Annotated in this window: 24 protein-coding genes; 23 read left to right on the top strand and 1 reads right to left on the bottom strand. The window is 42.7% G+C overall.

The features are described 5' to 3' along the window. Window positions 1-28: 28 nt before the first annotated feature. From MKX49_RS24960 to MKX49_RS24935, 6 genes are all read left to right on the top strand, one after another. Window positions 29-1,168 carry an acyl-CoA dehydrogenase gene (locus tag MKX49_RS24960; RefSeq protein ID WP_048683536.1) on the top strand — a complete coding sequence of 380 codons (1,140 nt, stop codon included), beginning with the start codon at window positions 29-31 and terminating at the stop codon, window positions 1,166-1,168. A gap of 111 nt (window positions 1,169-1,279) precedes the next feature. Further along, complete coding sequence (locus MKX49_RS24955; RefSeq protein ID WP_034315867.1) at window positions 1,280-1,912, top strand: TetR/AcrR family transcriptional regulator; 633 nt, start codon at window positions 1,280-1,282, stop codon at window positions 1,910-1,912. 30 nt (window positions 1,913-1,942) lie between these two features. Beyond that, complete coding sequence (gene icmF / locus MKX49_RS24950) at window positions 1,943-5,209, top strand: fused isobutyryl-CoA mutase/GTPase IcmF (protein ID WP_323596375.1); 3,267 nt, start codon at window positions 1,943-1,945, stop codon at window positions 5,207-5,209. Window positions 5,210-5,347: 138 nt separating this feature from the next. Then, window positions 5,348-5,518: a hypothetical protein gene (locus MKX49_RS24945; protein ID WP_156319604.1), complete on the top strand. Its 171-nt coding sequence runs from the start codon at window positions 5,348-5,350 to the stop codon at window positions 5,516-5,518. A gap of 205 nt (window positions 5,519-5,723) precedes the next feature. Then, entirely contained in the window at window positions 5,724-6,314 is a 591-nt protein-coding gene (gene rpoE / locus MKX49_RS24940; RefSeq protein ID WP_057278194.1) for a DNA-directed RNA polymerase subunit delta, read from the top strand. Between the two features lie 411 nt (window positions 6,315-6,725). Beyond that, entirely contained in the window at window positions 6,726-8,333 is a 1,608-nt protein-coding gene (locus MKX49_RS24935; RefSeq protein WP_048683527.1) for a CTP synthase, read from the top strand. A 258-nt stretch (window positions 8,334-8,591) separates the two neighbouring features. Here MKX49_RS24935 and MKX49_RS24930 read toward each other — a convergent pair whose 3' ends face one another. After that, window positions 8,592-9,122: a DUF2529 domain-containing protein gene (locus MKX49_RS24930; protein ID WP_063595704.1), complete on the bottom strand. Its 531-nt coding sequence runs from the start codon at window positions 9,120-9,122 to the stop codon at window positions 8,592-8,594. A 310-nt stretch (window positions 9,123-9,432) separates the two neighbouring features. Here MKX49_RS24930 and MKX49_RS24925 point away from each other — a divergent pair, with 310 nt between their 5' ends. The 17 genes from MKX49_RS24925 to MKX49_RS24845 all read left to right on the top strand — a co-directional run bounded on the left by MKX49_RS24925 (window position 9,433) and on the right by MKX49_RS24845 (window position 24,805). Then, window positions 9,433-9,804 carry a response regulator gene (locus tag MKX49_RS24925; protein ID WP_034315860.1) on the top strand — a complete coding sequence of 124 codons (372 nt, stop codon included), beginning with the start codon at window positions 9,433-9,435 and terminating at the stop codon, window positions 9,802-9,804. A gap of 247 nt (window positions 9,805-10,051) precedes the next feature. Further along, the gene (locus MKX49_RS24920) at window positions 10,052-10,909 is read left to right on the top strand and encodes a class II fructose-bisphosphate aldolase (RefSeq protein ID WP_048683519.1); all 858 of its coding nucleotides are present in this window, start codon (window positions 10,052-10,054) and stop codon (window positions 10,907-10,909) included. A 162-nt stretch (window positions 10,910-11,071) separates the two neighbouring features. Then, window positions 11,072-11,722 carry a fructose-6-phosphate aldolase gene (gene fsa, locus MKX49_RS24915; protein ID WP_034315855.1) on the top strand — a complete coding sequence of 217 codons (651 nt, stop codon included), beginning with the start codon at window positions 11,072-11,074 and terminating at the stop codon, window positions 11,720-11,722. Window positions 11,723-11,932: 210 nt separating this feature from the next. Continuing rightward, window positions 11,933-13,216 (top strand): UDP-N-acetylglucosamine 1-carboxyvinyltransferase, encoded by a 1,284-nt coding sequence (locus MKX49_RS24910; RefSeq protein WP_048683515.1) that lies wholly within the window; start codon window positions 11,933-11,935, stop codon window positions 13,214-13,216. Window positions 13,217-13,315: 99 nt separating this feature from the next. Further along, window positions 13,316-14,278, top strand: a complete 963-nt coding sequence (gene glpX, locus MKX49_RS24905; protein ID WP_034315852.1) for a class II fructose-bisphosphatase — start codon at window positions 13,316-13,318, stop codon at window positions 14,276-14,278. A gap of 318 nt (window positions 14,279-14,596) precedes the next feature. Next, window positions 14,597-15,886 carry a transcription termination factor Rho gene (rho, locus tag MKX49_RS24900; RefSeq protein WP_034315849.1) on the top strand — a complete coding sequence of 430 codons (1,290 nt, stop codon included), beginning with the start codon at window positions 14,597-14,599 and terminating at the stop codon, window positions 15,884-15,886. 149 nt (window positions 15,887-16,035) lie between these two features. After that, the gene (rpmE, locus tag MKX49_RS24895; protein ID WP_034315847.1) at window positions 16,036-16,236 is read left to right on the top strand and encodes a 50S ribosomal protein L31; all 201 of its coding nucleotides are present in this window, start codon (window positions 16,036-16,038) and stop codon (window positions 16,234-16,236) included. Window positions 16,237-16,374: 138 nt separating this feature from the next. After that, window positions 16,375-16,980 carry a thymidine kinase gene (locus MKX49_RS24890; RefSeq protein ID WP_034315845.1) on the top strand — a complete coding sequence of 202 codons (606 nt, stop codon included), beginning with the start codon at window positions 16,375-16,377 and terminating at the stop codon, window positions 16,978-16,980. Between the two features lie 188 nt (window positions 16,981-17,168). Continuing rightward, a complete protein-coding gene (locus tag MKX49_RS24885; protein WP_251541608.1) occupies window positions 17,169-17,618 on the top strand; it encodes a hypothetical protein in 450 nt (149 codons plus the stop codon). 163 nt (window positions 17,619-17,781) lie between these two features. Beyond that, a complete protein-coding gene (gene prfA, locus MKX49_RS24880) occupies window positions 17,782-18,852 on the top strand; it encodes a peptide chain release factor 1 (RefSeq protein WP_202313896.1) in 1,071 nt (356 codons plus the stop codon). Then, window positions 18,845-19,714 (top strand): peptide chain release factor N(5)-glutamine methyltransferase, encoded by an 870-nt coding sequence (gene prmC, locus MKX49_RS24875; protein ID WP_340878154.1) that lies wholly within the window; start codon window positions 18,845-18,847, stop codon window positions 19,712-19,714. The genes prfA and prmC overlap by 8 nt, the downstream gene beginning before the upstream one ends. 151 nt (window positions 19,715-19,865) lie before the next feature. Continuing rightward, window positions 19,866-20,801 (top strand): stage II sporulation protein R, encoded by a 936-nt coding sequence (gene spoIIR / locus MKX49_RS24870; RefSeq protein ID WP_340878152.1) that lies wholly within the window; start codon window positions 19,866-19,868, stop codon window positions 20,799-20,801. A gap of 289 nt (window positions 20,802-21,090) precedes the next feature. After that, window positions 21,091-22,140, top strand: coding sequence for an L-threonylcarbamoyladenylate synthase (locus MKX49_RS24865; protein WP_034315839.1), 1,050 nt, complete (start codon window positions 21,091-21,093; stop codon window positions 22,138-22,140). Window positions 22,141-22,214: 74 nt separating this feature from the next. After that, window positions 22,215-22,781, top strand: coding sequence for a manganese efflux pump MntP (locus MKX49_RS24860; RefSeq protein WP_048685870.1), 567 nt, complete (start codon window positions 22,215-22,217; stop codon window positions 22,779-22,781). Window positions 22,782-22,922: 141 nt separating this feature from the next. Next, window positions 22,923-23,366 carry a low molecular weight protein arginine phosphatase gene (locus MKX49_RS24855; RefSeq protein ID WP_340878151.1) on the top strand — a complete coding sequence of 148 codons (444 nt, stop codon included), beginning with the start codon at window positions 22,923-22,925 and terminating at the stop codon, window positions 23,364-23,366. 339 nt (window positions 23,367-23,705) lie between these two features. After that, a complete protein-coding gene (gene rpiB / locus MKX49_RS24850) occupies window positions 23,706-24,152 on the top strand; it encodes a ribose 5-phosphate isomerase B (RefSeq protein ID WP_034315832.1) in 447 nt (148 codons plus the stop codon). Window positions 24,153-24,211: 59 nt separating this feature from the next. Then, window positions 24,212-24,805 carry a TIGR01440 family protein gene (locus MKX49_RS24845; protein WP_251541601.1) on the top strand — a complete coding sequence of 198 codons (594 nt, stop codon included), beginning with the start codon at window positions 24,212-24,214 and terminating at the stop codon, window positions 24,803-24,805. Window positions 24,806-25,172: the final 367 nt, after the last annotated feature.

Genomic DNA, 25,172 nt, shown 5'->3' with positions numbered 1-25,172 from the left:
AAATTTGAGAAATTTAGGAGGCATTGTCATGCAATTTAAACTAACGGAAGAACATGAAATGATCAGGAAAATGGTGCGCGACTTTGCCCAGAATGAAGTGGCTCCGACTGCTGCCGAGAGGGATGAAGAAGAACGATTCGACCGTGAAATCTTCGATAAAATGGCTGAACTTGGATTGACTGGGATTCCGTGGCCTGAGGAATACGGCGGAATTGGAAGTGATTACTTAGCGTATTGCATAGCGATTGAGGAACTTTCCCGGGTTTGCGCTTCTACTGGGGTGACTTTATCAGCCCATACTTCGCTCGCAGGATGGCCAATATATAAGTTTGGCACTGAAGAACAAAAACAAAAATACCTTCGCCCGATGGCACAGGGGGAAAAAATCGGTGCATATGGCCTGACTGAGCCTAGCTCAGGCTCAGACGCCGGCGGGATGAGAACGACTGCAAAGCTTGTGGGTGATGAATATGTTATCAGCGGTTCCAAAATCTTCATTACGAACGGCGGGATTGCGGATACATATGTCGTCTTTGCCTTGACAGATCCTGAATCGAAGCAAAAAGGAACGAGTGCTTTTATCATTGAAAAGGACTTCCCGGGCTTCAGTGTTGGTAAAAAAGAGAAGAAACTTGGAATCCGTTCATCACCGACTACGGAAATCATCTTTGATGAGTGCCGTGTTCCTAAAGAAAATCTCCTTGGAAAAGAAGGAGAAGGCTTTAAAATCGCGATGATGACGCTTGATGGCGGCCGTAATGGAATTGCAGCCCAGGCTGTAGGGATAGCCCAAGGTGCATTGGATGCCGCGGTTGATTATGCAAAAGAGCGCGTCCAATTCGGCAAGCCAATTTCTGCACAGCAAGGAATCGGTTTTAAATTGGCGGATATGGCAACGGGTGTTGAGGCTTCAAGGCTATTAACCTATCAGGCTGCCTGGTTGGAATCAGTGGGCCTTCCTTATGGGAAAGAGTCGGCCATGTCCAAACTCTTTGCTGGAGATACAGCAATGAAAGTGACGACGGAGGCCGTACAGGTTTTCGGGGGCTATGGATATACAAAAGATTATCCAGTGGAGCGGTATATGCGCGATGCGAAAATAACCCAGATTTATGAAGGGACACAGGAAATTCAAAAGCTGGTCATCTCACGGATGGTTACTAAATAGGGTTGAAACTGCGGTTTTCCGATAAGGCTCTGCCTTTACCGGAATTCCCTTTTCAATTTCGTCAGAATGTCTTTGATTAATGAATAAAGGGCTTTCAAAAGGAGTTTGGAAATGGAAAAAAGAGAGGTTCTTGCATCTGTAAAGGATGAGCGGCTGGTTGAAAAAAGGCGTACACAAATGATTAAAGGAGCGGTAACCCTTTTTAAAGAAAAGGGATTTCATCGTACGACTACCAGGGAAATTGCCAAAGCGGCAGGCTTTAGCATTGGCACATTATACGAGTATATCCGGACCAAGGAAGATATTTTATATCTCGTTTGTGACTTTATTTATGATGAAGTCCAGGAAAAGCTTCAGAAGGAAATAGAACAGAGTGATGGGACACTTGAAAGCTTGAAGCTGACGATCGCCTATTTTTATAAAGTGATGGATGATATGCAGGACGAAGTGCTTGTCATGTATCAGGAAGTGAAAGCCCTGACGAAAGATGCTTTACCATATGTTCTGAACAAAGAACTTCGGATGGTGGGCATGTTCGAAAAAGTGATAACGAAATGTGTCGAGAATGGGGAGCTATCATTAACGGAAAAACAAATAAGCCTTGTTTCACATAATATTTTCGTACAGGGACAGATGTGGAGTTTTAGAAGATGGGCATTGCATAAACAGTACACGCTTCAAGAGTATGTTGAACTGCAGACGCAATTATTGATTCAAAATGTATCGGGTTCCAAAGTGCACTGATATAAATAAGTTTCAATAAGGGGGAGCTACATGAGTACAGTTGAGGTGTATAAACCGAAGAACCATATTAGATTCGTTACAGCTTCAAGCTTATTTGATGGACATGATGCATCCATCAATATAATGAGGAGAATCCTTCAGTCCAGCGGGGCGGAAGTTATTCACCTAGGTCATAATCGTTCGGTGGAAGAAATCGTGAATGCGGCCATCCAGGAAGATGTTCAAGGCATAGCCATGTCATCTTACCAAGGCGGACATGTGGAATATTTTAAATATATGTATGACCTGCTGATGGAAAAGGGAGCCGGGCACATTCGGATTTTTGCCGGCGGTGGCGGGGTCATCATCCCTAGGGAAATTAAAGAACTCCATGATTATGGAATTGCCCGTATCTTTTCACCTGATGAAGGGAGGGAATATGGGCTTCAAGGAATGATAAACGTTTTGATGGAGGAGTGTGATTTCTCGACAGTCAAACCATCTTTACAGGAACGTTTTGATGAATTGATTGCCGGGGGAACGAATGCCATTGCCCAATTTATTACCTTTGCCGAAAATAGACTCGATGTTTCACAGGAATCAGCGGCAGCGGTGGAGAGTCTTTTTGAGCAGATCAAGACTTCCGAAAAGAAGGTTCCTGTTCTGGGAATCACGGGGACTGGCGGAGCTGGAAAAAGTTCATTGACTGATGAATTGATACGAAGGTTCATTAACGAAATTCCGGACGAGAGAGTCGCCATTCTATCTGTAGACCCGACCAAACAGAAAACGGGCGGTGCCCTTCTTGGTGACAGGATCAGAATGAACTCGATCTTTTCAGATCGTGTTTATATGCGGAGCCTAGCCACGCGCCATTCAAAAAGTGAGCTGTCTTTGGCGATAAAGGATGCCATTTCCGTCGTGAAGGCAGCAGGCTTCGATTTAATCATCGTTGAAACGAGCGGGATCGGTCAGGGTGATGCAGAAATTGCCGAAATATGCGATGTTTCCATGTATGTAATGACGAGTGAATTCGGTGCACCTTCGCAACTTGAAAAAATCGATATGATTGATTATGCAGACTTGATAGTCATTAACAAATACGAGCGCAAAGGTTCCGAGGATGCAAAAAACCAAGTTCAAAAGCAATACCAAAGAAGCCGTACGCTTTTTGATCAAGATCCATCTGAAATGCCAGTATACGGTACAATCGCTTCCCAATTCAATGACCCAGGCACCAATGCATTATTTGCCGCACTGATTGAAAAGCTTAATGAAAAATCAGGAACGGCTTGGAGTACGGCCTTTTCGAAAGAAGCGGATGTTTACAAACAAAATGTCATCATTCCCACTGACCGCCGGTATTATTTACGTGAAATCAGTGATACGGTCAGATCGTATCATAAGCGTGCCGCTGAACAAGTGCGTATTGCCCGGAGGCTTTTCCAGCTTGAAGGAGCCATTGATGCAGTTAAGGAACATGATAACGACGGCGATATGGTGGCTTCTTTAGAAAAACTGAAAAAGGAAACCGCTTCGAATTTATCACCTGAATCTAAAAAAATCCTTTCTGGATGGATGGATTTAAAAGAAAAGTATGCAGGAGAGCAGTTTGTAACGAAAGTCAGGGATAAAGAAATCGTCACAAAGCTGAAAACGAAAAGTTTATCAGGTTTAATGATCCCGAGAGTATCACTGCCGAAATATGTGGATTATGGAGAGATTTTGGGATGGGTATTCCGTGAGAACGTTCCGGGCTTCTTTCCTTACACAGCGGGAGTCTTTCCGTTCAAGCGTGAAGGGGAAGACCCGAAGCGGCAATTTGCCGGTGAAGGATCGCCCGACCGTACCAACAGGCGTTTTCATTATTTATCAAAGGATGATACTGCTAAACGGCTTAGCACGGCTTTCGACTCTGTAACTTTATATGGCGAGGACCCTGATCACCGGCCTGATATCTATGGAAAGGTAGGGGAAAGCGGAGTCAGCATCTGCACGTTGGATGACATGAAAAAGCTGTATGCAGGTTTTGATCTTTGCCACCCCTCAACCTCTGTATCCATGACCATCAATGGACCGGCACCAATCATTTTGGCCATGTATATGAATACGGCTGTCGATCAGCAGATTCAACGGAAAGAAGAAGAGCTAGGCCGTCCCCTTACAGATGCCGAAGCTGAAGAAGTGCAGGCTTATACGCTTCAGACGGTACGCGGTACTGTTCAGGCGGATATTCTGAAAGAGGACCAAGGCCAGAATACATGCATCTTCTCTACGGAATTTGCTTTAAGGTTAATGGGCGACATTCAAGCCTATTTCATCGATCGAAAAGTCAGGAACTATTACTCTGTATCCATTTCTGGCTATCACATTGCAGAAGCGGGTGCCAACCCAATTTCACAGCTGGCTTTTACATTAGCGAATGGCTTTACTTACATCGAATATTATTTAAGCCGAGGAATGAATATTGATGACTTTGCCCCGAATTTGTCATTCTTCTTCTCAAATGGGCTCGACCCGGAATATACGGTGATCGGGAGGGTGGCAAGAAGGATCTGGGCGACAGTCATGCGGGATAAATATGGTGCGAACGACCGCAGCCAGAAGCTCAAATATCATATACAGACTTCCGGGCGCTCGCTTCATGCCCAAGAAATTGATTTTAATGATATCAGAACGACACTTCAAGCTTTAATGGCACTGCAGGACAACTGTAATTCCCTGCACACTAATGCGTATGATGAAGCCATCACGACGCCTACTGAAGAATCCGTGCGCCGGGCAATGGCCATCCAAATGATCATTACGAAGGAGCATGGTCTCTCAAAAAATGAAAACCCGATGCAAGGTGCCTTCATCGTGGAGGAATTGACGGATCTGGTCGAAGAGGCCGTCCTGCAAGAGTTCGATCGCATCAATGATCGAGGCGGTGTGCTGGGTGCAATGGAGACGCAGTATCAGCGCGGGAAAATCCAGGATGAATCGATGCATTACGAAATGAAAAAGCATACGGGAGAATTGCCGATCATCGGTGTCAATACGTATTTGAATCCAAATCCTCCTTCCGAAGAAGCGGTGAACAGCATGGAAATTGCCCGTGCAACCAAGGAAGAAAAGGAAGGGCAAATCATAAATCTCCGGGCATTCCAGGAAAGAAATAAGGAGTTCACGGATGAAGCGTTAACTAAACTGAAATTGGCAGCCATGAATGGGGAAAATATCTTTGCTGAGCTCATGAACTGCGTGAGGGTGGCCAGTCTGGGTCAGATAACGAGGGCATTATATGATGTAGGCGGTCAATATCGAAGAAATATGTAAACAAAGAAGGGGGCTCCGAACGTTTAGGGGCCCTTTTTTTTAATAATTCCCGTCTTTTTTAACAAAATGAAGATTTTACCTTATAATTATTTGGAAAAGGGGCAAAAATGAAGAATCAGCCCTATTGGAGTTGAGAAAATGAACCTGAAAATGATTGGGTTGATCATAGGTTACATTCTTGCCATCATTTTTTTATTTGAGCTGTATGAGCATCAACTGGGTGCCATTTCTTTTTTTATCCTGACTGTTGTCTTTTTTACGGCAGCCTATCGTCAGAAATCGAAAAAGAAAAAAAGGAATGATCTTTAGCTTTTGGTTTCCTGTGAATGATAGACAATAAGGTAAATCTGTGAAAGTATCATATAGAACTAGCATAAACCCATTTAGATTGTTTATAATGGAGTATATGTCTAGCAGGAATTGTCGTTATTTTATCGAACTACTGTTTTAGATTATTTTTTTATGTGAAAAAACACGGAATTCAGTGTTTGAATAGAGAAGGGAAGTGCGGAATTTGAGTTTAAAACAATACTCAAAAGAGCAATTATTGGAAATGTCCTTAATAGAGATGGCATATGATTTGTTAGTTGAAAGAAATGAACCGATTCCATTTAAAGACTTAATTAGTGAATTAGCTTCGCTGCACCATTTATCCAAAGCGGAAGTGGAAAAGAAAATTGCCCAATTCTATACGGATTTAAATGTGGATGGCCGTTTCACTTCACTTGGAGACAATCGCTGGGGATTGAAAACATGGTACCCGGTTGACCAAATCGAAGAAGAAGTCGTACATGTTGTAAAACCTAAAAAGAAAAAGAAAGCCAAAAAGGCTGCTGTGGTCATCGATGATTTCGATGAACTTGAAGACGAAGACCTTGACTTTGAAGAGGATATCGATGATTTGGACGAGGATGAAGATGACGACGATGATGATATTCTAGGTTCTCCAGTCATCGACGAAGTGCTTTTGGATGATGACGTGGATGATGACGACGATCTGGAAGAAGAAATAATCGAAGATGATGCATTTGTCCTGGAAGATGATGAGGACGAAGATGAAGACGAAGATGACTTGGATGACTTGAATGAAGAGGATGAGAAATAAATAATCGCCCTTGACTTTTTAAGGCGAAATTTGTAGAATCATTTTTGGGCTCCTTAAAAAAGGACACAATGATTAAATTATATCGCTCCCTTACTTTTTTGTAAGCGGAGCGTTTTTGTTTTTAATGATGGAATGAATAAATGACATCATTTTTTTATTTTTAAAAATGATTTCTCGTAGAATTGTAAAAACTATAGAGAACATATTTATGTTAACTGTCATTTAAGGAAATTTATTCTTGTTCATGTATCCTGCATGACTCTCACTAAAGACCTTTAAGTGATTAATGGTTTGTACTGGTTACGGTTTTTAGCTTTTAACCGCTCATGTGGCGGAAGATTTGATTCAGGTTCCGATCTAATGATGTGAAGAACTGAATTGGAAGAAAACATTCTATTAGGAGGATATAAGATGACAAAATATATTTTTGTGACAGGTGGAGTAGTTTCTTCCTTGGGAAAAGGGATTACGGCCGCTTCTTTAGGAAGATTATTAAAAAATAGGGGATTGAATGTTACGATCCAGAAGTTTGACCCTTATATCAACTTGGACCCTGGTACGATGAGTCCATATCAACATGGTGAAGTGTTTGTAACGGATGATGGTGCTGAAACGGATTTGGATTTGGGGCACTATGAGCGTTTCATCGATATCAACCTTGGTAAACACAGCAATGTGACTACAGGCAGAATTTATTCAACCGTCCTGAGAAAAGAACGTCGCGGCGATTATCTAGGTGGAACGGTTCAAGTCATTCCCCATATCACGAATGAAATTAAAGAACGGGTTTTCCGTTCAGGCAATGAAACGAATGCCGACATAGTCATCACTGAAATTGGCGGTACTGTAGGGGATATCGAGTCTCTTCCATTCCTTGAAGCGATTCGCCAAATCAAGAGTGATATCGGCATCAATAATGTTATGTATATCCACTGTACATTGGTTCCTTACATCAAAGCTGCAGGTGAAATGAAAACAAAACCGACACAGCATAGTGTAAAAGAATTACGCAGTCTTGGCATTCAGCCAAATATCATCGTTGCACGTACAGAAAGCCCGATTTCACAAGATATGAAGGATAAAATCGCTTTATTCTGCGATATCGATAAAAATTCTGTTATCGAATGTCTTGATGCGGATACGCTTTACTCCATCCCTCTAGCGCTTCAAGCACAAAATATGGACCAAATCGTTTGTGATCACTTGCAATTGGATTGTGGCGAAGCGGATATGGAAGATTGGAAGGAACTAGTCAAAAAAGTTACTTCTTTATCAAAGAAAACGAAAATCGCCTTAGTCGGAAAATATGTTGAATTGCAAGATGCTTATCTTTCTGTAGTGGAAGCACTTAAGCATGCTGGTTACGCATTTGATGCAGATGTTGAAATCGACTGGGTGAATTCCGAAGATGTAACTAAAGAAAATGTTGCAGAACTTCTTCAAGATGCAGATGGAATCCTTGTACCTGGAGGTTTTGGAGATCGTGGAATCGAAGGGAAAATTGCAGCGACTGAATTTGCCCGCACGACAAAAAAACCATTCTTCGGAATTTGCTTAGGCATGCAGTTGGCGTCCATTGAGTATGCACGCAACGTCCTGGGATTGCCAGAAGCACATTCAGCTGAAATTAAGGAGGATACTCCTGATCCAATCATCGATCTTCTTCCTGAGCAGAAGGATGTAGAAGATTTGGGCGGAACACTGCGTCTTGGTCTGTATCCATGTAAGCTTATCGAAGGTACTAAAGCATACGAAGCTTATAATGACGAAGTTGTTTATGAACGTCACCGTCACCGTTATGAATTCAATAACCACTACCGTCAAGCTATGGAAGAGGCAGGATTCGTGTTCTCCGGTACAAGTCCAGATGGCCGTCTAGTCGAAATCATTGAACTGAAAGATCATCCTTGGTTTGTGGCTTCCCAATTCCATCCGGAATTCACGTCACGTCCTAACCGTCCACAGCCGCTATTCCGCGACTTTGTCGGTATGTCATTAAAGAACGGCGAAAATCGTTAATAAACAAAAAAACAGCCCCTGTGGCTGTTTCAGACTGTAGGCAAACTTGAAGAAAATCGAGTTTGCCTACAGTTTTTTTATGGTTTGTACTTTGGGAGGTTGATGGCCACTCCAAGCACCGCTTAGACTCGCTTTCCCGCATGAGTCCCGCACACCCGCTCCAATCAAATTTGTTTTAACATTTAGTGAGTGGTCAGTGGGTTCGGGAACATCATTTGATGAAAGATATATTTTTCCGAACTTTTTTAGATGAATTCATCATTCTTCATCTTCATATTCTTTTATGATTTCTTCAAGAGTGAATTTAATTCCATGATAAGCGAAAAGAGCGGTAAGGAGGGTAGGGTACCCATATCGATTTCCGGTTTCATCGGGAATCAATCCCCGTTGGATGCGTAAATCAATATGTACGTCAGCCAACTCCAAAAGAGAATCTTCTTCGGAAGGGACGGATGTAGAAACCGCAACAAATGGGATATCTTTTTCCTTGAGTTGTTTTGCCAGCATCAATGCTTCTGAATCGTCCGAATGGCGGCTGAATATAAGAAATCGATCTTCCTTGGAAATTGTTTCACTTAAATCATAGCTTTTTGCCTTAGGAAAGGGTTCTTCCCCATTCAATGCCTCGGCAGTGACGCCCTGCATTTCACCAAAACCGTGAATGAACACAGAACCGTCCCCAACCACAGCCTGAGCCAGCAGGCGTCCGGCATCCTCCATTTCAAAGGCTTCATTTTCAATCATTTTTTTAAATAAACCGCTTATCTGTGTCGAGAAAATTTTTAACATGATCAGGGACTCCTTTAAAAAATAATATACTTATTATAAAGGACTTTCCTTTGCATTGACAGGTTTCAGGGTTTTTGGTCCAAAGGGCTGAATTAACTAAATCGGTCGAAAAAACAAAAAAATTAAAATTCCTTTTAGCCATACAGCAGGAATTTTGTTACAATTATCGAATATGAACATAGATATCATGAATGAATAAATGCGTTGCTCAAGTAATTTAACGCAATCTATGTAACTACCCTTTTTCGGGTAATAGGCCGAATAGGCTAATATATTTAATGGATGAATCGGGAAGGGGAGAGGTGATAAAATGCCAGGGAAAATATTGATTGTTGATGATCAATTCGGGATTCGTATTTTATTGAACGAGGTGTTACATAAAGAAGGGTATGAAACATTTCAAGCAGCTAATGGCATTCAAGCCTTGGAAGTGCTAAATAATCATTCACCCGATCTTGTATTGCTGGATATGAAGATTCCGGGAATGGATGGCATTGAGATCTTGAAAAGGATGAAAGTCGTCGATCCGGACATCCGGGTCATAATCATGACGGCATATGGTGAACTTGATATGATTCAAGAAGCAAAGGATTTAGGGGCAATGACACACTTTGCAAAGCCGTTTGATATTGATGATATTAGAAAAGCCGTTCGTGAATACTTGCCGATTCAATCGAGTTAACGGTCTTGAAAATTTAATATTATTGACGGGGAAATTGCCGCGGCTATCTTTTTTTAGATAGGCCGTGTTTTTTTGGAATAAAATTTGAGACATGGTACAGTTGTAATTGTTGCTGTTTTTTTGATGTATTGATATGCTAAAAGAGGAGAGATATTCTGATTTATAAAGCGTATGCTACTTTGGTTTTAGGGAATATCTAGAAAGAATTAACTTTAAAAATAAACATCCACTAGTAGGAGGAAATCAAATGCCTTTAGTTTCTATGAAAGATATGCTGAATAAAGCCCTTGATGAAAAATATGCAGTAGGTCAATTCAATATCAATAACCTTGAATGGACTCAAGCTATCCTAGCTGCTGCTGAACAAGAAAAATCTCCAGTCATCCTTGGTGTTTCCGAAGGTGCTGCCCGTCATATGGGTGGTTTTAAAACGACTGTCATGATGGTTCAAGGTTTGTTGGAAGACATGAAAATCACTGTTCCTGTGGCCATTCACCTTGACCATGGTTCAAGTTATGATAAATGTAAGGAAGCCATCGAAGCGGGATTCACTTCAGTAATGATCGATGCTTCACATCATCCAATTGAAGAAAATATCGAAACAACCAAGAAGGTTGTCGAATTCGCTCATGCACGGAATGTTTCGGTTGAAGCGGAAGTGGGCACGGTTGGCGGACAAGAAGATGATATAATCGCTGATGGAGTCGTATATGCAGACCCTCAAGAATGTGAGCAGTTGGTTAAAGAAACGAATGTCGACTGTTTTGCTCCAGCTTTGGGATCCGTTCACGGACCATACAAAGGTGAACCTAACCTAGGCTATAAAGAAATGGAAGAAGTACGGGATTTAACGAACAAACCTCTTGTTCTTCATGGCGGTACAGGCATCCCTACGAAAGATATCCAAAAAGCGATTTCTCTTGGAACATCAAAAATCAATGTGAATACGGAAAATCAAATTGTGTTCACAAAAGCGGTTCGTGAAATCCTGAATAACGATTCTGAAGTGTACGATCCTCGTAAATACATGGTTCCTGGCCGTGAAGCTATCAAAGAAACGGTCATCGGCAAAATTCGTGAATTCGGTTCAAACGGCAAAGCATAATTTCAAAAGGGTTCCATCCCTTTAAATGTAAGGCAATATTCCCATTGGGGGGGCTCCCCCCTAATGGTTTCTTTTAGATGAAGGCTTAATCCGATCTCTATTTTTCGAACAATTAGAATTCAATAGAGAAATAAAAAATCGATTACATACGGAGGATATTTTATGAAATTCTTTATAGATACAGCAAATATGGAAGAAATCAAACAAGCGCACGAACTTGGCGTACTAGCAGGTGTTACGACTAACCCATCACTTGTTGCCAGGGAAAAGGGAGTTTCTTTCCATGACCGGCTAAAAGAAATCACAAGCCTTGTTAAGGAATCCGTTTCTGCTGAAGTCATTGCGCTTGATTTTGAAGGAATGATGGCAGAAGCCAAGGAGCTTGTTGCGATTGCACCTAATATCACGATCAAAGTGCCAATGACTCCAGATGGCTTGAAGGCTGTTTCAGCACTTACAAAACAAGGTGTCAAAACAAATGTCACGCTTATTTTCAGTGCCAACCAAGCATTATTGGCAGCTAGGGCAGGAGCAACTTATGTATCGCCATTTTTAGGACGCTTGGACGATATCGGCCAAAATGGTTTGGATTTAATTTCGGATATTGCTGACATATTTGCAATCCATGATATCAATGCTGAGATCATTGCAGCTTCCATCCGCCATCCGATGCATATTACAGAAGCGGCTCTTAAAGGAGCACATATTGCAACGATCCCTTATAAAGTTTTAATGCAATTATTCCACCACCCATTAACGGATAAAGGGATTGAAGCTTTCTTGAACGATTGGAATTCACGTACAGAAGCATAATGCCTTGCCGCTAAGTCGCTATAGATTGCACTGTTTTAATAAAATTAACATAAATTAGAAATTTTTATCTTTTTTTTTACATGAATTTTCTACTTTTGTGTAAACTAAAGAACTAGATAGTAAATGTTGTCGGATTATGCAATTTTCTTGTGGTAAAATATTACTTTTTGGAAGTAGCTTCTAAGTGCTTAGCGTGGAAGGGAGTATATTATGGAAAAACTTAAAATTGCCGGTGGCTATCCTCTAAAGGGAAGCATTCGTGTCAGCGGAGCAAAAAATAGTGCGGTTGCCCTTATTCCGGCAACAATTTTAGCGGACTCTCCCGTAACGATTGAAGGCCTGCCGGATATCTCGGATGTACAGATGCTGAAAGAGTTAATGGAGGAAATCGGCGGTGAGGTGTCCTTTGATGAAGGGCAGATGACAGTCAACCCCAGCAGGATGATTTCAATGCCTCTTCCGAATGGCAGGGTCAAGAAGTTACGTGCTTCGTATTATTTAATGGGGGCAATGCTTGGTAAATTCAAAAAGGCAGTGATCGGCTTGCCTGGAGGCTGCCATTTGGGACCCCGTCCGATAGATCAGCATATTAAGGGGTTCGAAGCACTTGGCGCACAAGTGACGAATGAACAAGGAGCCATTTACCTTAGGGCGGACGAGCTCCGGGGAGCACGCATATATTTGGATGTCGTTAGTGTAGGGGCAACGATCAACATCATGCTTGCCGCCGTTTTGGCCAAAGGCCGCACTGTGATTGAAAACGCTGCGAAAGAACCGGAAATCATCGATGTCGCCACATTGTTGACCAATATGGGAGCAAAAATTAAAGGTGCTGGAACGGATATCATTCGTATTGATGGTGTGGAAAGTTTGCATGGTTGCAAGCATACGATCATACCGGATCGGATTGAAGCCGGTACTTTCATGATTTTAGCCGCTGCTGTCGGTGAAGGGATTCTGATCGATAATGTCATTCCCCAGCATTTGGAGTCATTGACTTCCAAATTAAGGGAAATGGGGATTAATATTGAAGCGGGTGATGACCAGATATTTGTCTCGCCGGGAGAAAATTATAAATCCGTTGATATCAAGACGTTGGTTTACCCTGGATTCCCAACAGATCTTCAGCAACCTTTCACTTCCCTTTTAACAAAAGCAAGCGGTTCTAGCATGGTGACCGATACGATATACGGGGCACGATTTAAGCATATTGATGAACTGCGACGCATGAATGCGAAGATCAAAGTCGAGGGCAGAGCAGGCATCGTCGATGGTCCTGTCCAACTTCACGGGGCAAAAGTGAAGGCAAGCGATTTACGTGCCGGAGCAGCTCTGGTAATTGCCGGTTTAATGGCTGAAGGGATTACAGAAGTGACCGGGCTTGAACATATAGATCGCGGATATAGCCATCTTGTTGAAAAACTTTCAGGTTTGGGAGCGACGATTTGGCGTGAAGAAATGACGCAAGAAGAAGTGGAGCAGCTTAAAAGCTGATCCCTTTTCTTGTTACCTCATTGTGTTACTATATATGATATAATGTGTTATACTAATATATAAATAAATCATGCTAGTGTACATGAGGGGGAACCGGAAATGGAAAGAAGTTTATCGATGGAGCTAGTCCGCGTAACAGAGGCGGCGGCCCTAAATTCAGCTCGTTGGATGGGAAGAGGAAAGAAAGACGAAGCGGATGATGCAGCAACAACTGCGATGCGGGATGTTTTCAATACCATTCCCATGCAAGGAACGGTTGTAATCGGTGAAGGGGAAATGGATGAGGCGCCAATGCTTTATATTGGCGAAAAACTTGGCACTGGTCTTGGGCCGCTAGTGGATGTTGCGGTTGATCCATTAGAAGGAACGAACATCGTTGCATCTGGCGGCTGGAATGCATTGGCTGTATTGGCGATAGCCGATAAGGGGAACTTGCTTCATGCCCCGGATATGTATATGGATAAAATAGCTGTCGGACCCGAGGCGGTTGGTCAGATTGATATCAATGCTTCCGTGTTGGACAACCTGAAAGCGGTAGCCAAGGCAAAAAATAAAGATATCCAAGACGTGGTTGCAACAGTATTGAACCGCGATCGTCATTCGAAGATCATTCATGAACTTCGTGAGGCAGGGGCACGTATCAAATTGATCAACGATGGAGATGTCGCAGGAGCGATAAATACGGCCTTCGATCTTACCGGTGTTGACATCTTATTCGGATCTGGCGGAGCTCCAGAGGGAGTCATTGCAGCCGTTGCCTTGAAATGCCTTGGAGGGGAAATTCAAGGTAAGCTCGTTCCTCATACTGATGAAGAAGTGGAACGGTGTGGGAAAATGGGCCTTGAATTAGGAAAAGTCCTCAGAATGGAAGATCTTGTTCGCGGAGATGACGCAATTTTTGCTGCAACAGGTGTGACTGACGGAGAACTTTTACGCGGTGTACAATTTAAAGGGCATTACGGCGAAACGCAATCCGTAGTCATGCGTGCTAAATCTGGTACCGTTCGATTCATTGATGGGCGTCACAGTCTTAAGATTAAACCGAATGGTTTGATTGACTGATAGCGTTTTTTAGAAAAATCACTTTTAAAAAGCGAGCGGTTTCATCGCTCGCTTTCTCTTTAAAAAAATTTAAGTTGAATAATTAAAATAAAAAAAGTAAAATAAAGCTTGGTCTACTATTAATAATTTAAAATCTGCCCTTTCACTCCAAACTTCAAGAAGCCTTCAAATAATTTTCTTCTTTACATGTAAAAATGTATCATCCTTTCTAAGAAAACTCTGGTCGGGTACATGGATTGCGGTTTTTCTTCCATCTAACAAACCAATTCTTTTTCAGTATGGGTGAAAACGTTTAATTAATAAAAGTGTGGTGTCATAATGAATTTAACTATTTCTAATTTAGAAAACATGAAACTTAAGGATCTCTATGAGCACGCTCGTGAATATAAAGTTTCCTATTACAGCAAACTTTCCAAAAAGGAACTTATTTTCGCTATCCTGAAAGCGCAAGCTGAGCAGGATGGTCTCCTATTCATGGAGGGCGTTTTAGAGATCATCCCTTCCGAGGGCTTCGGTTTCCTGCGTCCAATTAATTATTCTCCAAGCTCGGAGGATATTTATATTTCGGCTTCACAGATCCGCAGATTCGATTTGCGAAATGGAGATAAAGTGTCCGGTAAGGTAAGGCCTCCAAAAGAAAACGAGCGCTATTATGGATTGCTGCATGTTGAAGCGGTCAATGGCGATAATCCGGAATCAGCTAAAGAGCGTGTCCACTTTCCAGGTTTAACACCGCTGTATCCTAACAGGCAAATTAAACTGGAAACGACACCGAAGAACTTATCGACCAGGATTATGGATGTCCTGGCACCGGTCGGTTTCGGACAGCGTGGTCTGATTGTTGCACCGCCAAAAGCTGGTAAAACGATGCTCATCAAGGAAATTGCCAATGCGATAACCACAAACCATCCCGAATCGGAATTGATTGTGCTGTTGATCGATGAACGCCCGGAAGAAGTGACAGACATTGAACGTTCCGTCGCAGGAGACGTGGTAAGTTCAACTTTCGATGAAGTGCCGGAAAACCATATCAAGGTGGCTGAGCTGGTGTTAGAACGAGCCATGCGACTTGTGGAGCATAAACGGGATGTCATCATTTTAATGGACAGCATCACTCGCCTAGCCCGTGCTTACAACCTTGTCATTCCGCCGAGCGGGCGTACACTATCAGGGGGGATTGACCCTGCTGCATTCCATCGTCCGAAACGCTTTTTCGGTGCGGCGAGGAATATCGAGGAAGGCGGCAGCCTGACGATCCTTGCTACAGCCTTGGTAGATACTGGTTCAAGAATGGACGATGTCATTTATGAAGAATTTAAAGGTACGGGCAATATGGAGCTGCATCTAGATCGTGCCCTTGCCGAAAGACGGATCTTCCCGGCAATCGATATTCGTCGCTCAGGTACACGTAAAGAAGAATTGCTAATTCCGAAAGATCGCCTGGATAAACTATGGGCCATTAGGAAAACGATGTCAGATTCGCCTGATTTCTCGGAGAAATTCCTTCGCCGTCTAAAACAGACAAAAGGCAATGAAGAATTTTTCAGTAAGCTGGATGAAGAGATGTCAGAAATGAAAAAGGGTCCAGCGAGCGTAAAACGTTCTTAAACCCTGTAAGAAACAAACAGTTGCACAACTAGTTTTAAGTTGTTATAATGAGTTCATGTGTTTTTACAATAAATGTGAGGGTGCTTTTCCCTCAACTTGAAGTATATAACTCTGTTTCGAATGATTCAGGGCATAAGGAGCTGAAAAGAATGAAAACTGGAATTCATCCAAATTATAAGCTTTCAAAAGTAATTTGCTCTTGCGGAAACACTTTTGAAACTGGTTCAGTTAAAGAAGAGATCAAAGTTGAGACTTGTTCAGAGTGCCATCCATTCTATACTGGTCGTCAAAAATTCGCTGAAGCTGGCGGACGTGTTGATCGTTTCAACAAAAAATACGGTATTAAATAAGCCGGACTTTTTAAAAAACAGGCAAGTATTTTTCTTGCCTGTTTTTTCTTTTCCATAAACAAGTAAGAATTTATACAAAGCCAGGTCGACTTCAATTATGGCCAATGGATCGACAGGTGGAAGGGAGTAGCTGTTTCCATGTATGTAATGAAACAAACAGGCTGGATCGAGCTTATTTGCGGAAGCATGTTTTCAGGTAAATCTGAAGAATTGATTAAACGAGTCAGCCGTGCTCAATTTGCTAAAGAGCAGATAGCTGTATTTAAACCAGCTATTGATAATCGCTATGCGGAAGAGGCTGTCGTATCACACAATGGCTCTTCTGTGATGGCAAAACCGATTGCCCATTCAACGGATATTTTTAAGTATTTGGACAAGCCCCTGGATATCATTGCAATAGATGAAGTGCAATTTTTTGATCATGAAATTATCGGGGTTGCCCAGCATCTTGCGGACAGCGGTTATCGAGTGATTATGGCTGGACTCGATCAAGATTTCAGAGGTGAACCATTCGGTCCTATGCCTGTTCTATTATCGCTTGCAGAATCGGTGACTAAGCTGCAGGCAGTGTGTGAAGTATGCGGATCACCTGCGAGCAGGACACAGCGCTTGATAGATGGGGAGCCGGCCTCCTATGATGAGCCGATCATCCTTGTGGGTGCATCGGAATCGTACGAGCCCCGCTGCCGCCATCATCACGAAGTTCCGGGTAAGCAGGCTGTCGGGATTAAAGAACATATTTGAATGATGGTGCCCTATGATCCAATGAGATCACAGGGTGCTTTTTTTATGGGGAAAAGTGGAAAAGACTATCGAGTTATTAGGTGGCCTGACCAATACATGGAAGGGAAATAAAAGATAAATATTGCCCCATTTTGGGTAGGCTAACGAGGAAATGTTCTTCTTAACCAGTCAAAATGGAGGGAAAAAATATGAAATCAAAACTGCTTATTATGACGGCCTTTCTGCTTGCTGCACTAACGGCATGCGGTCAAAATGACAATGCAATAAATAATGATTCGGAATATGGAGATCAATCCCGGGATGGCAGGGTTGGCAATGGGTTAAATCAAGTATCCAATAATGATTGGGATAATGAAGCGGAACGACCATCAGATCAGGTCCTCAACACACCGCATCATACATCCAATAATTCTCCATCCATGGGGCAGCAAATTGATGAAATCCGCGGGGTGATCGAATCGGAAACTGATTATGAGGCCGGTTCCGTTTGGTTTAATGGAAATACCATACACGTTACGGTCCATGATAAAGGCAAAATCAAGACCGAAAAAGAAAGAAATAAGGAAATGCAGCGAATACAAGGCATGATAAACAGGGTTGTGCCTCAATATAATGTAGATGTCGAATTAAACAAGTAACGCACGACATTTTTGAATCTCTTTGACGTTGATTATTCACCTATACTATAATTAACCTAGAAGTGAACTGAGCTGGGGCACTGAGCTACTTATTTATAGTAATAAAAGATGGATTACTTCCAATTCGTTTCAGATGTTTTGGAAAATTTATGAGGTGAATAATTTGTTTGATCGTTTGCAAGCAGTAGAAGATAGATATGAAAGATTGAATGAACTATTAAGTGACCCGGAGATCATTAATGACTCCAAGAAGCTAAGGGAATATTCCAAGGAGCAATCCAGCATTCAAGAGACCGCATCGACTTATAAAGAATATAAAGCGGTTCGTGAGCAACTTCAGGAAGCGAAGGCGATGCTGGAGGAGAAACTTGATGCGGAAATGCGTGAAATGGTAAAAGAAGAGATCAATGAACTTGAAGAGACCATACAAGGCCTTGAGGATAAGCTGAAAATATTGCTTATTCCTAAAGACCCCAACGATGATAAAAACGTAATCATGGAGATCCGCGGAGCGGCTGGCGGAGATGAGGCGGCCTTATTTGCAGGCAGTCTATACCGGATGTATAGCCGTTTTGCCGAGGTGCAGGGCTGGCGGACTGAAGTAATTGAAGCTAATCCTACTGGGCTTGGCGGCTACAAGGAAATCATATTCATGATAAATGGCAATGGCGCTTATTCAAAGTTGAAATTCGAAAATGGAGCCCATCGCGTTCAGCGAGTACCTGAAACGGAATCAGGCGGGCGGATTCATACATCCACAGCCACGGTTGCCGTTTTACCTGAAGCTGAGGAAGTGGAAGTTGAAATCCATGATAAGGATATTCGTGTCGATACCTTTGCATCAAGCGGTCCTGGAGGGCAAAGTGTCAATACGACAATGTCAGCGGTGCGCTTGACTCATATTCCGACTAATACGGTTGTATCCTGTCAAGATGAAAAATCACAAATCAAGAACAAAGAAAAAGCAATGAAGGTTTTGCGTGCCAGGGTGTTCGATAAAATCAATCGCGAAATACAGGCGGAATATGATCAAAATAGGAAGCTGGCCGTTGGAACGGGCGATCGATCTGAAAGGATTCGCACTTATAACTTCCCGCAAAACCGCGTTACCGACCACCGCATTGGTTTAACGATTCAAAAACTGGATCAAATCATGGAAGGTAAACTGGATGAAGTCGTTGATGCATTAATCATGGAAGACCAATCTTCAAGGCTGGAAAATGCAGATGAGTAATTCTGCCGTGAAAGTGTTTGAAGCCCTTAAATGGGCTTCTTCTTTTTTAAAGGAAAATGATCGTGATGCCAATGCTGGGGAAATCCTGTTACAGCACTTTTTAAAACAAACTCGCTCCCAAATGCTGGCCAACCTCCATGATGAGCTTAGTGAAGCGGATTTTGGGCAATTTAAGGACGCTATTGAGCTGCATGCTGAGGGGACGCCCATCCAATATATAATCGGCAGTGAAGAATTTTATGGACGGACCTTTTTTGTGAATGAAGAAGTGCTCATACCGAGACCGGAAACAGAAGAATTGATTTATTATACATTACGTAAACTCCCGGCCATTTTTATGGAGGGACAGAAGCTCCGTTTAGCTGATATTGGGACTGGCAGCGGCGCAATTGCCATAACGATGAAACTTGAAAAATCAAACCTGATGGTGACGGCCACGGACATAGCGGAACCATCGCTTGAGGTGGCGCGGAAAAATGCCGAATCACTTGGTGCCGAAGTGGAGTTCATGCAAGGTGATTTGCTTTCGCCGTTCATGAATATGAACGAGAAGGTGGACATCCTTTTATCGAATCCGCCATATATACCAGAAGATGATCATAAATCCATGTCAGTGGTCGTGACTGGTCATGAACCACATCGTGCGTTGTTTGCCGGTCTCGATGGGCTGGATTTTTACCGCCGCTTTATGGAACAGCTACCTTTGGTCATGAAGGTGCCTGGACTGATCGGTTTTGAAGTGGGTGCAGGGCAGGGTGCGGCGGTTGCAGATTTATTGAAGCGAACCTTTCCTGCCGCGGAAGTATCCATCATAAATGACATTAATGAAAAAGATCGAATGGTCTTTGCTGAATTAAAATGATCCGTCTCCCTTATGTGAGACGGTTTTTTTAGGGACAGCACCCTCACTAATCCTTTGGAATCTATATTTCCAGCTATCAACTTTTTTTGTTTTTACTAGTTTAAGATAGCTGGAAAATGGTGAGACTAATTCATGTGAGGGGGCGAAGGCGATGAAAACTAAACATTTAGCCATTATTTATCTATTAATCTTAACTATAGGAACGATCGTAAGTATATATATGCCTAAAGCAGAGATGGTCGGTGCAGAAGATACGAAGGTAATCCCGGATGAGGCGATTCGGCTGCGGATACTCGCCAATAGTGATGCAGAGGAGGATCAAGCGGTTAAACGGCTGATTAGGGATAAGGTAAATGAAGATATCACTAAGTGGGTGGCGGAGCTTACTTCTTTGGATGAAGCGAGGGATGTGATCACCTCGCATCTGCCGGATATCCAGGCGACGGCTGAGGCGGTAATAAAGGAACAAGGTTTGGAGCAGTCGGTGAAAGTGGATTTTGGACAAGCTGAATTTCCGACAAAACTGTACGGGCAGTATTTATATCCGGCAGGGGAATATGAAGCAGTGATTATCACGCTTGGTGAAGGGGACGGCGCTAATTGGTGGTGTGTGTTATTTCCCCCATTGTGTTTCTTGGATTTTTCAAATGGGACGGCTGTAAGTCAAAGTCCGATTGTCGAGGATGAAGGGGAAGGGTCATTGACTTCGGAAGGAAAGGCGTATGCTGCAACGAATGAAGAGAGTGAACTTGTTGCGGAGGAAGTGGTTGAAGAAGAAGGGCTGGCTGAAAAGGAAAAAGGGCCGGAAGAAGTAGTTGAAGAAGAGGTAATCGTGGAGAGCGTAAAAGAGGAAGCACCGGAAGTAACGGTAAAAGAAGAGGTTGTAGAGCCAGAGGTAAAAGAAGAAGTGGCGGTAGTGAAAGATAAGGAACAGGTGACAGAGGAAGTCATTGAAGGGAAAGTTGAAGAAAACAAGGTTGAACTTGCGGCATCCAATGAAAAAGGTCAACAATTATATGAAGGGGAAAAGGAGCCCGAGGTGGAAGTGAAGTCCTTGTTTGCAGAAATCTTCAATGATCTATTTTAAGGAGGGGGCTGAGTCCCTCTTCTTTAAATTCAGATAATTTTAAAAACTTATCCACAGGGTTATTAACAAAAAATCAAAAAAGTCTGTCATTAATTATTAATATCCACAAACTTATCCACGGATTCGATGTGGTTATCCCCAATTTGTGGATAACACTTGAATTATGTGTATACTTCTTTTATACTTTCAAAGTATCTTTTAAGCGGAATTCGTACGTTAAGTTGAAAATACCGTTCATATTAAAGCGATTATATAAAATAAGAAATGTTAAAAGGCGATGGTGTTCAAAATGAAAACGAAAATTTGGTCAGTGGATAAAAATGTGGATAATTTACAAAGTTATCCCCAGATTACACAATCAGCTGAATTATTAAAGGCTAATCAAGTGGTTGCTTTTCCTACGGAGACCGTTTATGGACTCGGCGCGAATGCCAAAAATGACGAGGCGGTCAAAAAAGTGTTCGAAGCAAAGGGGCGTCCGAGTGATAATCCTTTAATCGTTCATATAGCCTCGGATGACCAGTTGTCAGGTATTGTAGAAGAGATTCCGGAACAGGCCCGGAAGTTAATGGCAGAATTTTGGCCGGGTCCTTTGACTTTGATCATGAAACGAAAACCGGGCCAGCTATCGAATCTTGTGACAGCTGGATTGGACACGGTGGCTGTCAGGATGCCGGATCACCAGGTTGCCCTTGGCCTTATTCGTGCGAGTGATTTGCCCATTGCGGCTCCAAGTGCAAATACTTCCGGTAAACCAAGCCCCACTTCAGCAAAACATGTTGAAGATGACTTGATGGGCCGGATTGCAGGTATAGTCGATGGCGGGAATACAGGTGTGGGCGTGGAATCCACAGTACTGGATTGCACTGTGGAAGTTCCTGTTATTTTAAGGCCTGGCGGGGTGACCCTGGAACAGCTGGAAGCGGTAATAGGGGAAGTCAGGCAAGATGTCGCTTTGAAGAATCAGGAAACGGCGCCAAAAGCCCCGGGCATGAAATATACCCACTATGCACCGAAGGCCCCTCTATTTTTAGTCAAGGGTAATCAAGCTTTCCTTCAGAAGCTTGTGGATGAAAAAAGAAGTGACGGGTTAAAGGTGGGCATCATTACGGCTTATGAACATCAACAGGATTATAAGGCGGATTATGTGGTTGTCCCAGGTTCATTAGCCGATTTACATACAGTTGCGACAGGCTTATATGATGCCTTAAGACAGTTTGACGAGCTGGAGGTCGATGTCATTTTTAGTGAAATGTTTCCTGACCATGGAATAGGGGCTGCGGTCATGAACCGGCTTGAGAAGGCTGCAGGTCATCAAATCATCAAGGAACATGTGTAATAAGGACTGATTTATCCTTCTATTTCTTTTCGGACATGCATAACATGTAGTAGGCACGTCCGAGGGGGATTGGAATGAATACATTTGCTGGAGAAATCATCACCTTATTGCTAATGGCCTTCGCATTGGGAATGGATGCCTTTTCAGTGGGCCTTGGAATGGGAATGTTTAAGCTAAGGTTGAGGCAAATTCTGTTTATAGGTTTGACAGTAGGCATTTTTCATATTTGGATGCCCTTGCTTGGAATGGGGGCAGGCCGTTTCATTTCAGAAAAATTCGGGACCTTCGCTACATACGCCGGCGGTCTCTTGTTGATCATTCTGGGTATACAGATGTTTATTCCTGGTAAAAAGGATGGAGCTGGTGCCATGCAAAATAAGATGCTGGCTCCTGTCGGGAAAGGTTTAATCATTTTTGCTTTAGGGGTAAGCCTGGATAGCTTCTCGGTAGGGTTGACTCTGGGGATTTACGGTGCCAAAACGATTTTAACCGTTCTTTGTTTTGGGTTTGCCGCCACTCTATTAACGTGGGCGGGGCTTTTACTGGGTAGAAAAATGCAGGGTTTGCTTGGCGTGTATAGTGAGATTCTAGGCGGAAGCATCCTGTGTGCGTTTGGATTGAAATTATTGTTCTCTTTTTGATCCGCCTGAATTCATATCATTCCTTCCTCAACTGTTCCGATTAACGGGGCGGTTTTTATTTTTCTTCGGACACAATGACAGTGATTTTTTGACTATAATAAACGGGCGATAGCTTATAATGAATAAAAAGGAGGCGTTAAAATGATCCGAGTATTATTTGTATGTACAGGTAACACATGCCGAAGCCCGATGGCAGAAGCGATATTGAAAAACAAGAATATTGCGGGTGTTGAAGTGAAGTCCGCAGGCGTGTATGCTTCAACAGGTCAGGATGCTTCGATGCATGCTAAAAATGTATTGGTTGAAAATGACATAGTGCATAATCATCATTCAACGCCTTTGTCCGCGAATGAAATGGAGTGGGCGACTCATATCTTCACCATGACGGAAGGGCATAAATCGGCCATTACCCGTTCATACCCCCAAATGATCGATAAGACGTTTACTTTAAAAGAATTCATTCTCGGCGATAAATATGATAGAGACATAATGGATCCGTTCGGCGGTTCTGAAGGCATTTATCGGGAAACGTTCAGGGAGCTGCAGGAATTGATAGATGAATTAGTCAAAAGGCTTAAAAATTGAACTGGGGTACATAATGTGGCCGCTGGAGTAAAAGATATTACTAAGCTTGGTATAGGATCAAGGCAGTCCCAAGAAGTGGCTGCTATTGCAGAATAAGCATCTGCTGGAGCGGAAGAAGTGACGGCTGTCACAAACGAACAAGGGATAGTCATGGGAAATGTCGGAAAATCCGCAATGGAACTTAAAGTGAAAGCGGAAAAGTTGAACAGGACCATTACCCGCTAGCAGGAAACCAGAGTTGGTTTCCTGCTTCTTTGCGGGGAAGTGATGGACATCCTTTATCTTTTCATAATTTTGTGACACAATAAAATCAAATGAAAAAGCTAGAGGAGGATTATGATGAAAGTTGCGATTGCTTCGGATCATGGTGGTATACATATCCGTGAAGAAATAAAGAATTTATTGAATGAGTTACAGATTCCATTTGAGGACTTTGGCTGTGAATGCAGTACGTCGGTGGATTATCCTGATTATGCCTTGCCGGTTGCTGAAAAAGTGGCACGGGGTGAGTTCGATCGGGGCATTTTAATCTGTGGAACTGGAATCGGAATGAGCATTGCTGCCAATAAGGTCAAAGGAATACGATGTGCATTGGTTCATGATGTCTATAGTGCGAAATTGACCCGTCAGCATAATGATACCAATATGTTAGCGATGGGGGAACGTGTCATTGGTCCGGGTCTTGCCAGGGAAATTGCCCAAACGTGGCTGACTTCGGAATTTGAGGGCGGGCGCCATCAAAACAGGATCGGTAAGATTGCGGAGTACGAAGGTAAGCACAGCTAATTCTTATGGTTTTTGGAGAGTTCCGATAGCAAGTTTTCTTATTGAAAGGATGCGTTTTCATGACAAGTGATGCTACATTTTCAAATGAGCTGGAGATATGGGAAAACCAGTTTCGGGAACTTTTATATGAGTTCCAAGAACAGACGGCTTTAAAAGAGAAACAGCTACTGGTTATCGGCTGCAGTACAAGTGAAGTGATCGGGAAAAGGATCGGTACTGACGGGACGCTCGATGTTGCTGGGATGATTTTTTCCGTTGTGAGGGATTTTCAAGGAAAAACGGGTGTTCAGGTTGCATTTCAATGTTGTGAGCATCTAAACAGGGCCTTGGTTTTACAAAGGGAAACCGCGATTCGTTATGGTTATGAAGAAGTTTCGGTCGTTCCTGTAAGAACAGCTGGGGGATCGATGGCGACGTACGCCTATCAGCAATGGAAAGATGCAGTCGTCGTTGAACATATCAAAGCGGATGCGGGGATAGATATTGGAGACACATTCATTGGTATGCATCTGAAGCATGTTGCGGTTCCGATTCGCTCTGCCATTAAAGAAATAGGACATGCACATGTGACCATGGCCAAAACCCGTCCGAAACTGATTGGCGGGGAGCGTGCAGTTTATCGGGACCTCTCTGAAAACAAGAGTTGTACTTAATGGGTAAGTAAGACAGCATTTCTCGGATGGGGAATGCTGTTTTTTAATTGAGGCGGGCAAAATCGTAAAGCTCAAGGTATGGCTTAGAAGAAAAAACTTTCTTTAATAGTGCTAATAGAATGGTGATTTCGCTCATGGAATATAGGGTGAAAGAGCTATTTATCACAATTTTGATGTTAAATACGAACATTTTTAAATAAAAAAACATTTAATGTTCGATAAAATTAGACTATCACTTCTAAATTAGACATGTTAAAATGGAGTAGAATTTTCTAATAATTATTGGTAAGGCTTTTTCATGCTTTTTGAAGGCATGTTGCACATAAATACTAAAAAGCGAATCACGCACAATTTGAGGAGGAATTAC

This window comes from Peribacillus sp. FSL M8-0224, assembly GCF_038003055.1.
GTDB lineage: Bacteria > Bacillota > Bacilli > Bacillales > DSM-1321 > Peribacillus > Peribacillus frigoritolerans.
The sequence above is the reverse complement of the archived record's forward strand: the minus strand, read 5'-3'. Positions and strand labels throughout refer to the sequence as shown.

What these genes read in the sequence shown, in the direction of transcription:
- MKX49_RS24960 (WP_048683536.1), top strand. Translation starts at nt 29, where the DNA reads ATGCAATTTAAACTAACGGAAGAACATGAAATGATCAGGAAAATGGTG.
- MKX49_RS24955 (WP_034315867.1), top strand. Translation starts at nt 1,280, where the DNA reads ATGGAAAAAAGAGAGGTTCTTGCATCTGTAAAGGATGAGCGGCTGGTT.
- icmF (WP_323596375.1), top strand. Translation starts at nt 1,943, where the DNA reads ATGAGTACAGTTGAGGTGTATAAACCGAAGAACCATATTAGATTCGTT.
- MKX49_RS24945 (WP_156319604.1), top strand. Translation starts at nt 5,348, where the DNA reads ATGAACCTGAAAATGATTGGGTTGATCATAGGTTACATTCTTGCCATC.
- MKX49_RS24935 (WP_048683527.1), top strand. Translation starts at nt 6,726, where the DNA reads ATGACAAAATATATTTTTGTGACAGGTGGAGTAGTTTCTTCCTTGGGA.
- MKX49_RS24930 (WP_063595704.1), bottom strand. Translation starts at nt 9,122, where the DNA reads ATGTTAAAAATTTTCTCGACACAGATAAGCGGTTTATTTAAAAAAATG.
- MKX49_RS24925 (WP_034315860.1), top strand. Translation starts at nt 9,433, where the DNA reads ATGCCAGGGAAAATATTGATTGTTGATGATCAATTCGGGATTCGTATT.
- MKX49_RS24920 (WP_048683519.1), top strand. Translation starts at nt 10,052, where the DNA reads ATGCCTTTAGTTTCTATGAAAGATATGCTGAATAAAGCCCTTGATGAA.
- fsa (WP_034315855.1), top strand. Translation starts at nt 11,072, where the DNA reads ATGAAATTCTTTATAGATACAGCAAATATGGAAGAAATCAAACAAGCG.
- MKX49_RS24910 (WP_048683515.1), top strand. Translation starts at nt 11,933, where the DNA reads ATGGAAAAACTTAAAATTGCCGGTGGCTATCCTCTAAAGGGAAGCATT.
- glpX (WP_034315852.1), top strand. Translation starts at nt 13,316, where the DNA reads ATGGAAAGAAGTTTATCGATGGAGCTAGTCCGCGTAACAGAGGCGGCG.
- rho (WP_034315849.1), top strand. Translation starts at nt 14,597, where the DNA reads ATGAATTTAACTATTTCTAATTTAGAAAACATGAAACTTAAGGATCTC.
- rpmE (WP_034315847.1), top strand. Translation starts at nt 16,036, where the DNA reads ATGAAAACTGGAATTCATCCAAATTATAAGCTTTCAAAAGTAATTTGC.
- MKX49_RS24890 (WP_034315845.1), top strand. Translation starts at nt 16,375, where the DNA reads ATGTATGTAATGAAACAAACAGGCTGGATCGAGCTTATTTGCGGAAGC.
- MKX49_RS24885 (WP_251541608.1), top strand. Translation starts at nt 17,169, where the DNA reads ATGAAATCAAAACTGCTTATTATGACGGCCTTTCTGCTTGCTGCACTA.
- prmC (WP_340878154.1), top strand. Translation starts at nt 18,845, where the DNA reads ATGAGTAATTCTGCCGTGAAAGTGTTTGAAGCCCTTAAATGGGCTTCT.
- spoIIR (WP_340878152.1), top strand. Translation starts at nt 19,866, where the DNA reads ATGAAAACTAAACATTTAGCCATTATTTATCTATTAATCTTAACTATA.
- MKX49_RS24865 (WP_034315839.1), top strand. Translation starts at nt 21,091, where the DNA reads ATGAAAACGAAAATTTGGTCAGTGGATAAAAATGTGGATAATTTACAA.
- MKX49_RS24860 (WP_048685870.1), top strand. Translation starts at nt 22,215, where the DNA reads ATGAATACATTTGCTGGAGAAATCATCACCTTATTGCTAATGGCCTTC.
- MKX49_RS24855 (WP_340878151.1), top strand. Translation starts at nt 22,923, where the DNA reads ATGATCCGAGTATTATTTGTATGTACAGGTAACACATGCCGAAGCCCG.
- rpiB (WP_034315832.1), top strand. Translation starts at nt 23,706, where the DNA reads ATGAAAGTTGCGATTGCTTCGGATCATGGTGGTATACATATCCGTGAA.
- MKX49_RS24845 (WP_251541601.1), top strand. Translation starts at nt 24,212, where the DNA reads ATGACAAGTGATGCTACATTTTCAAATGAGCTGGAGATATGGGAAAAC.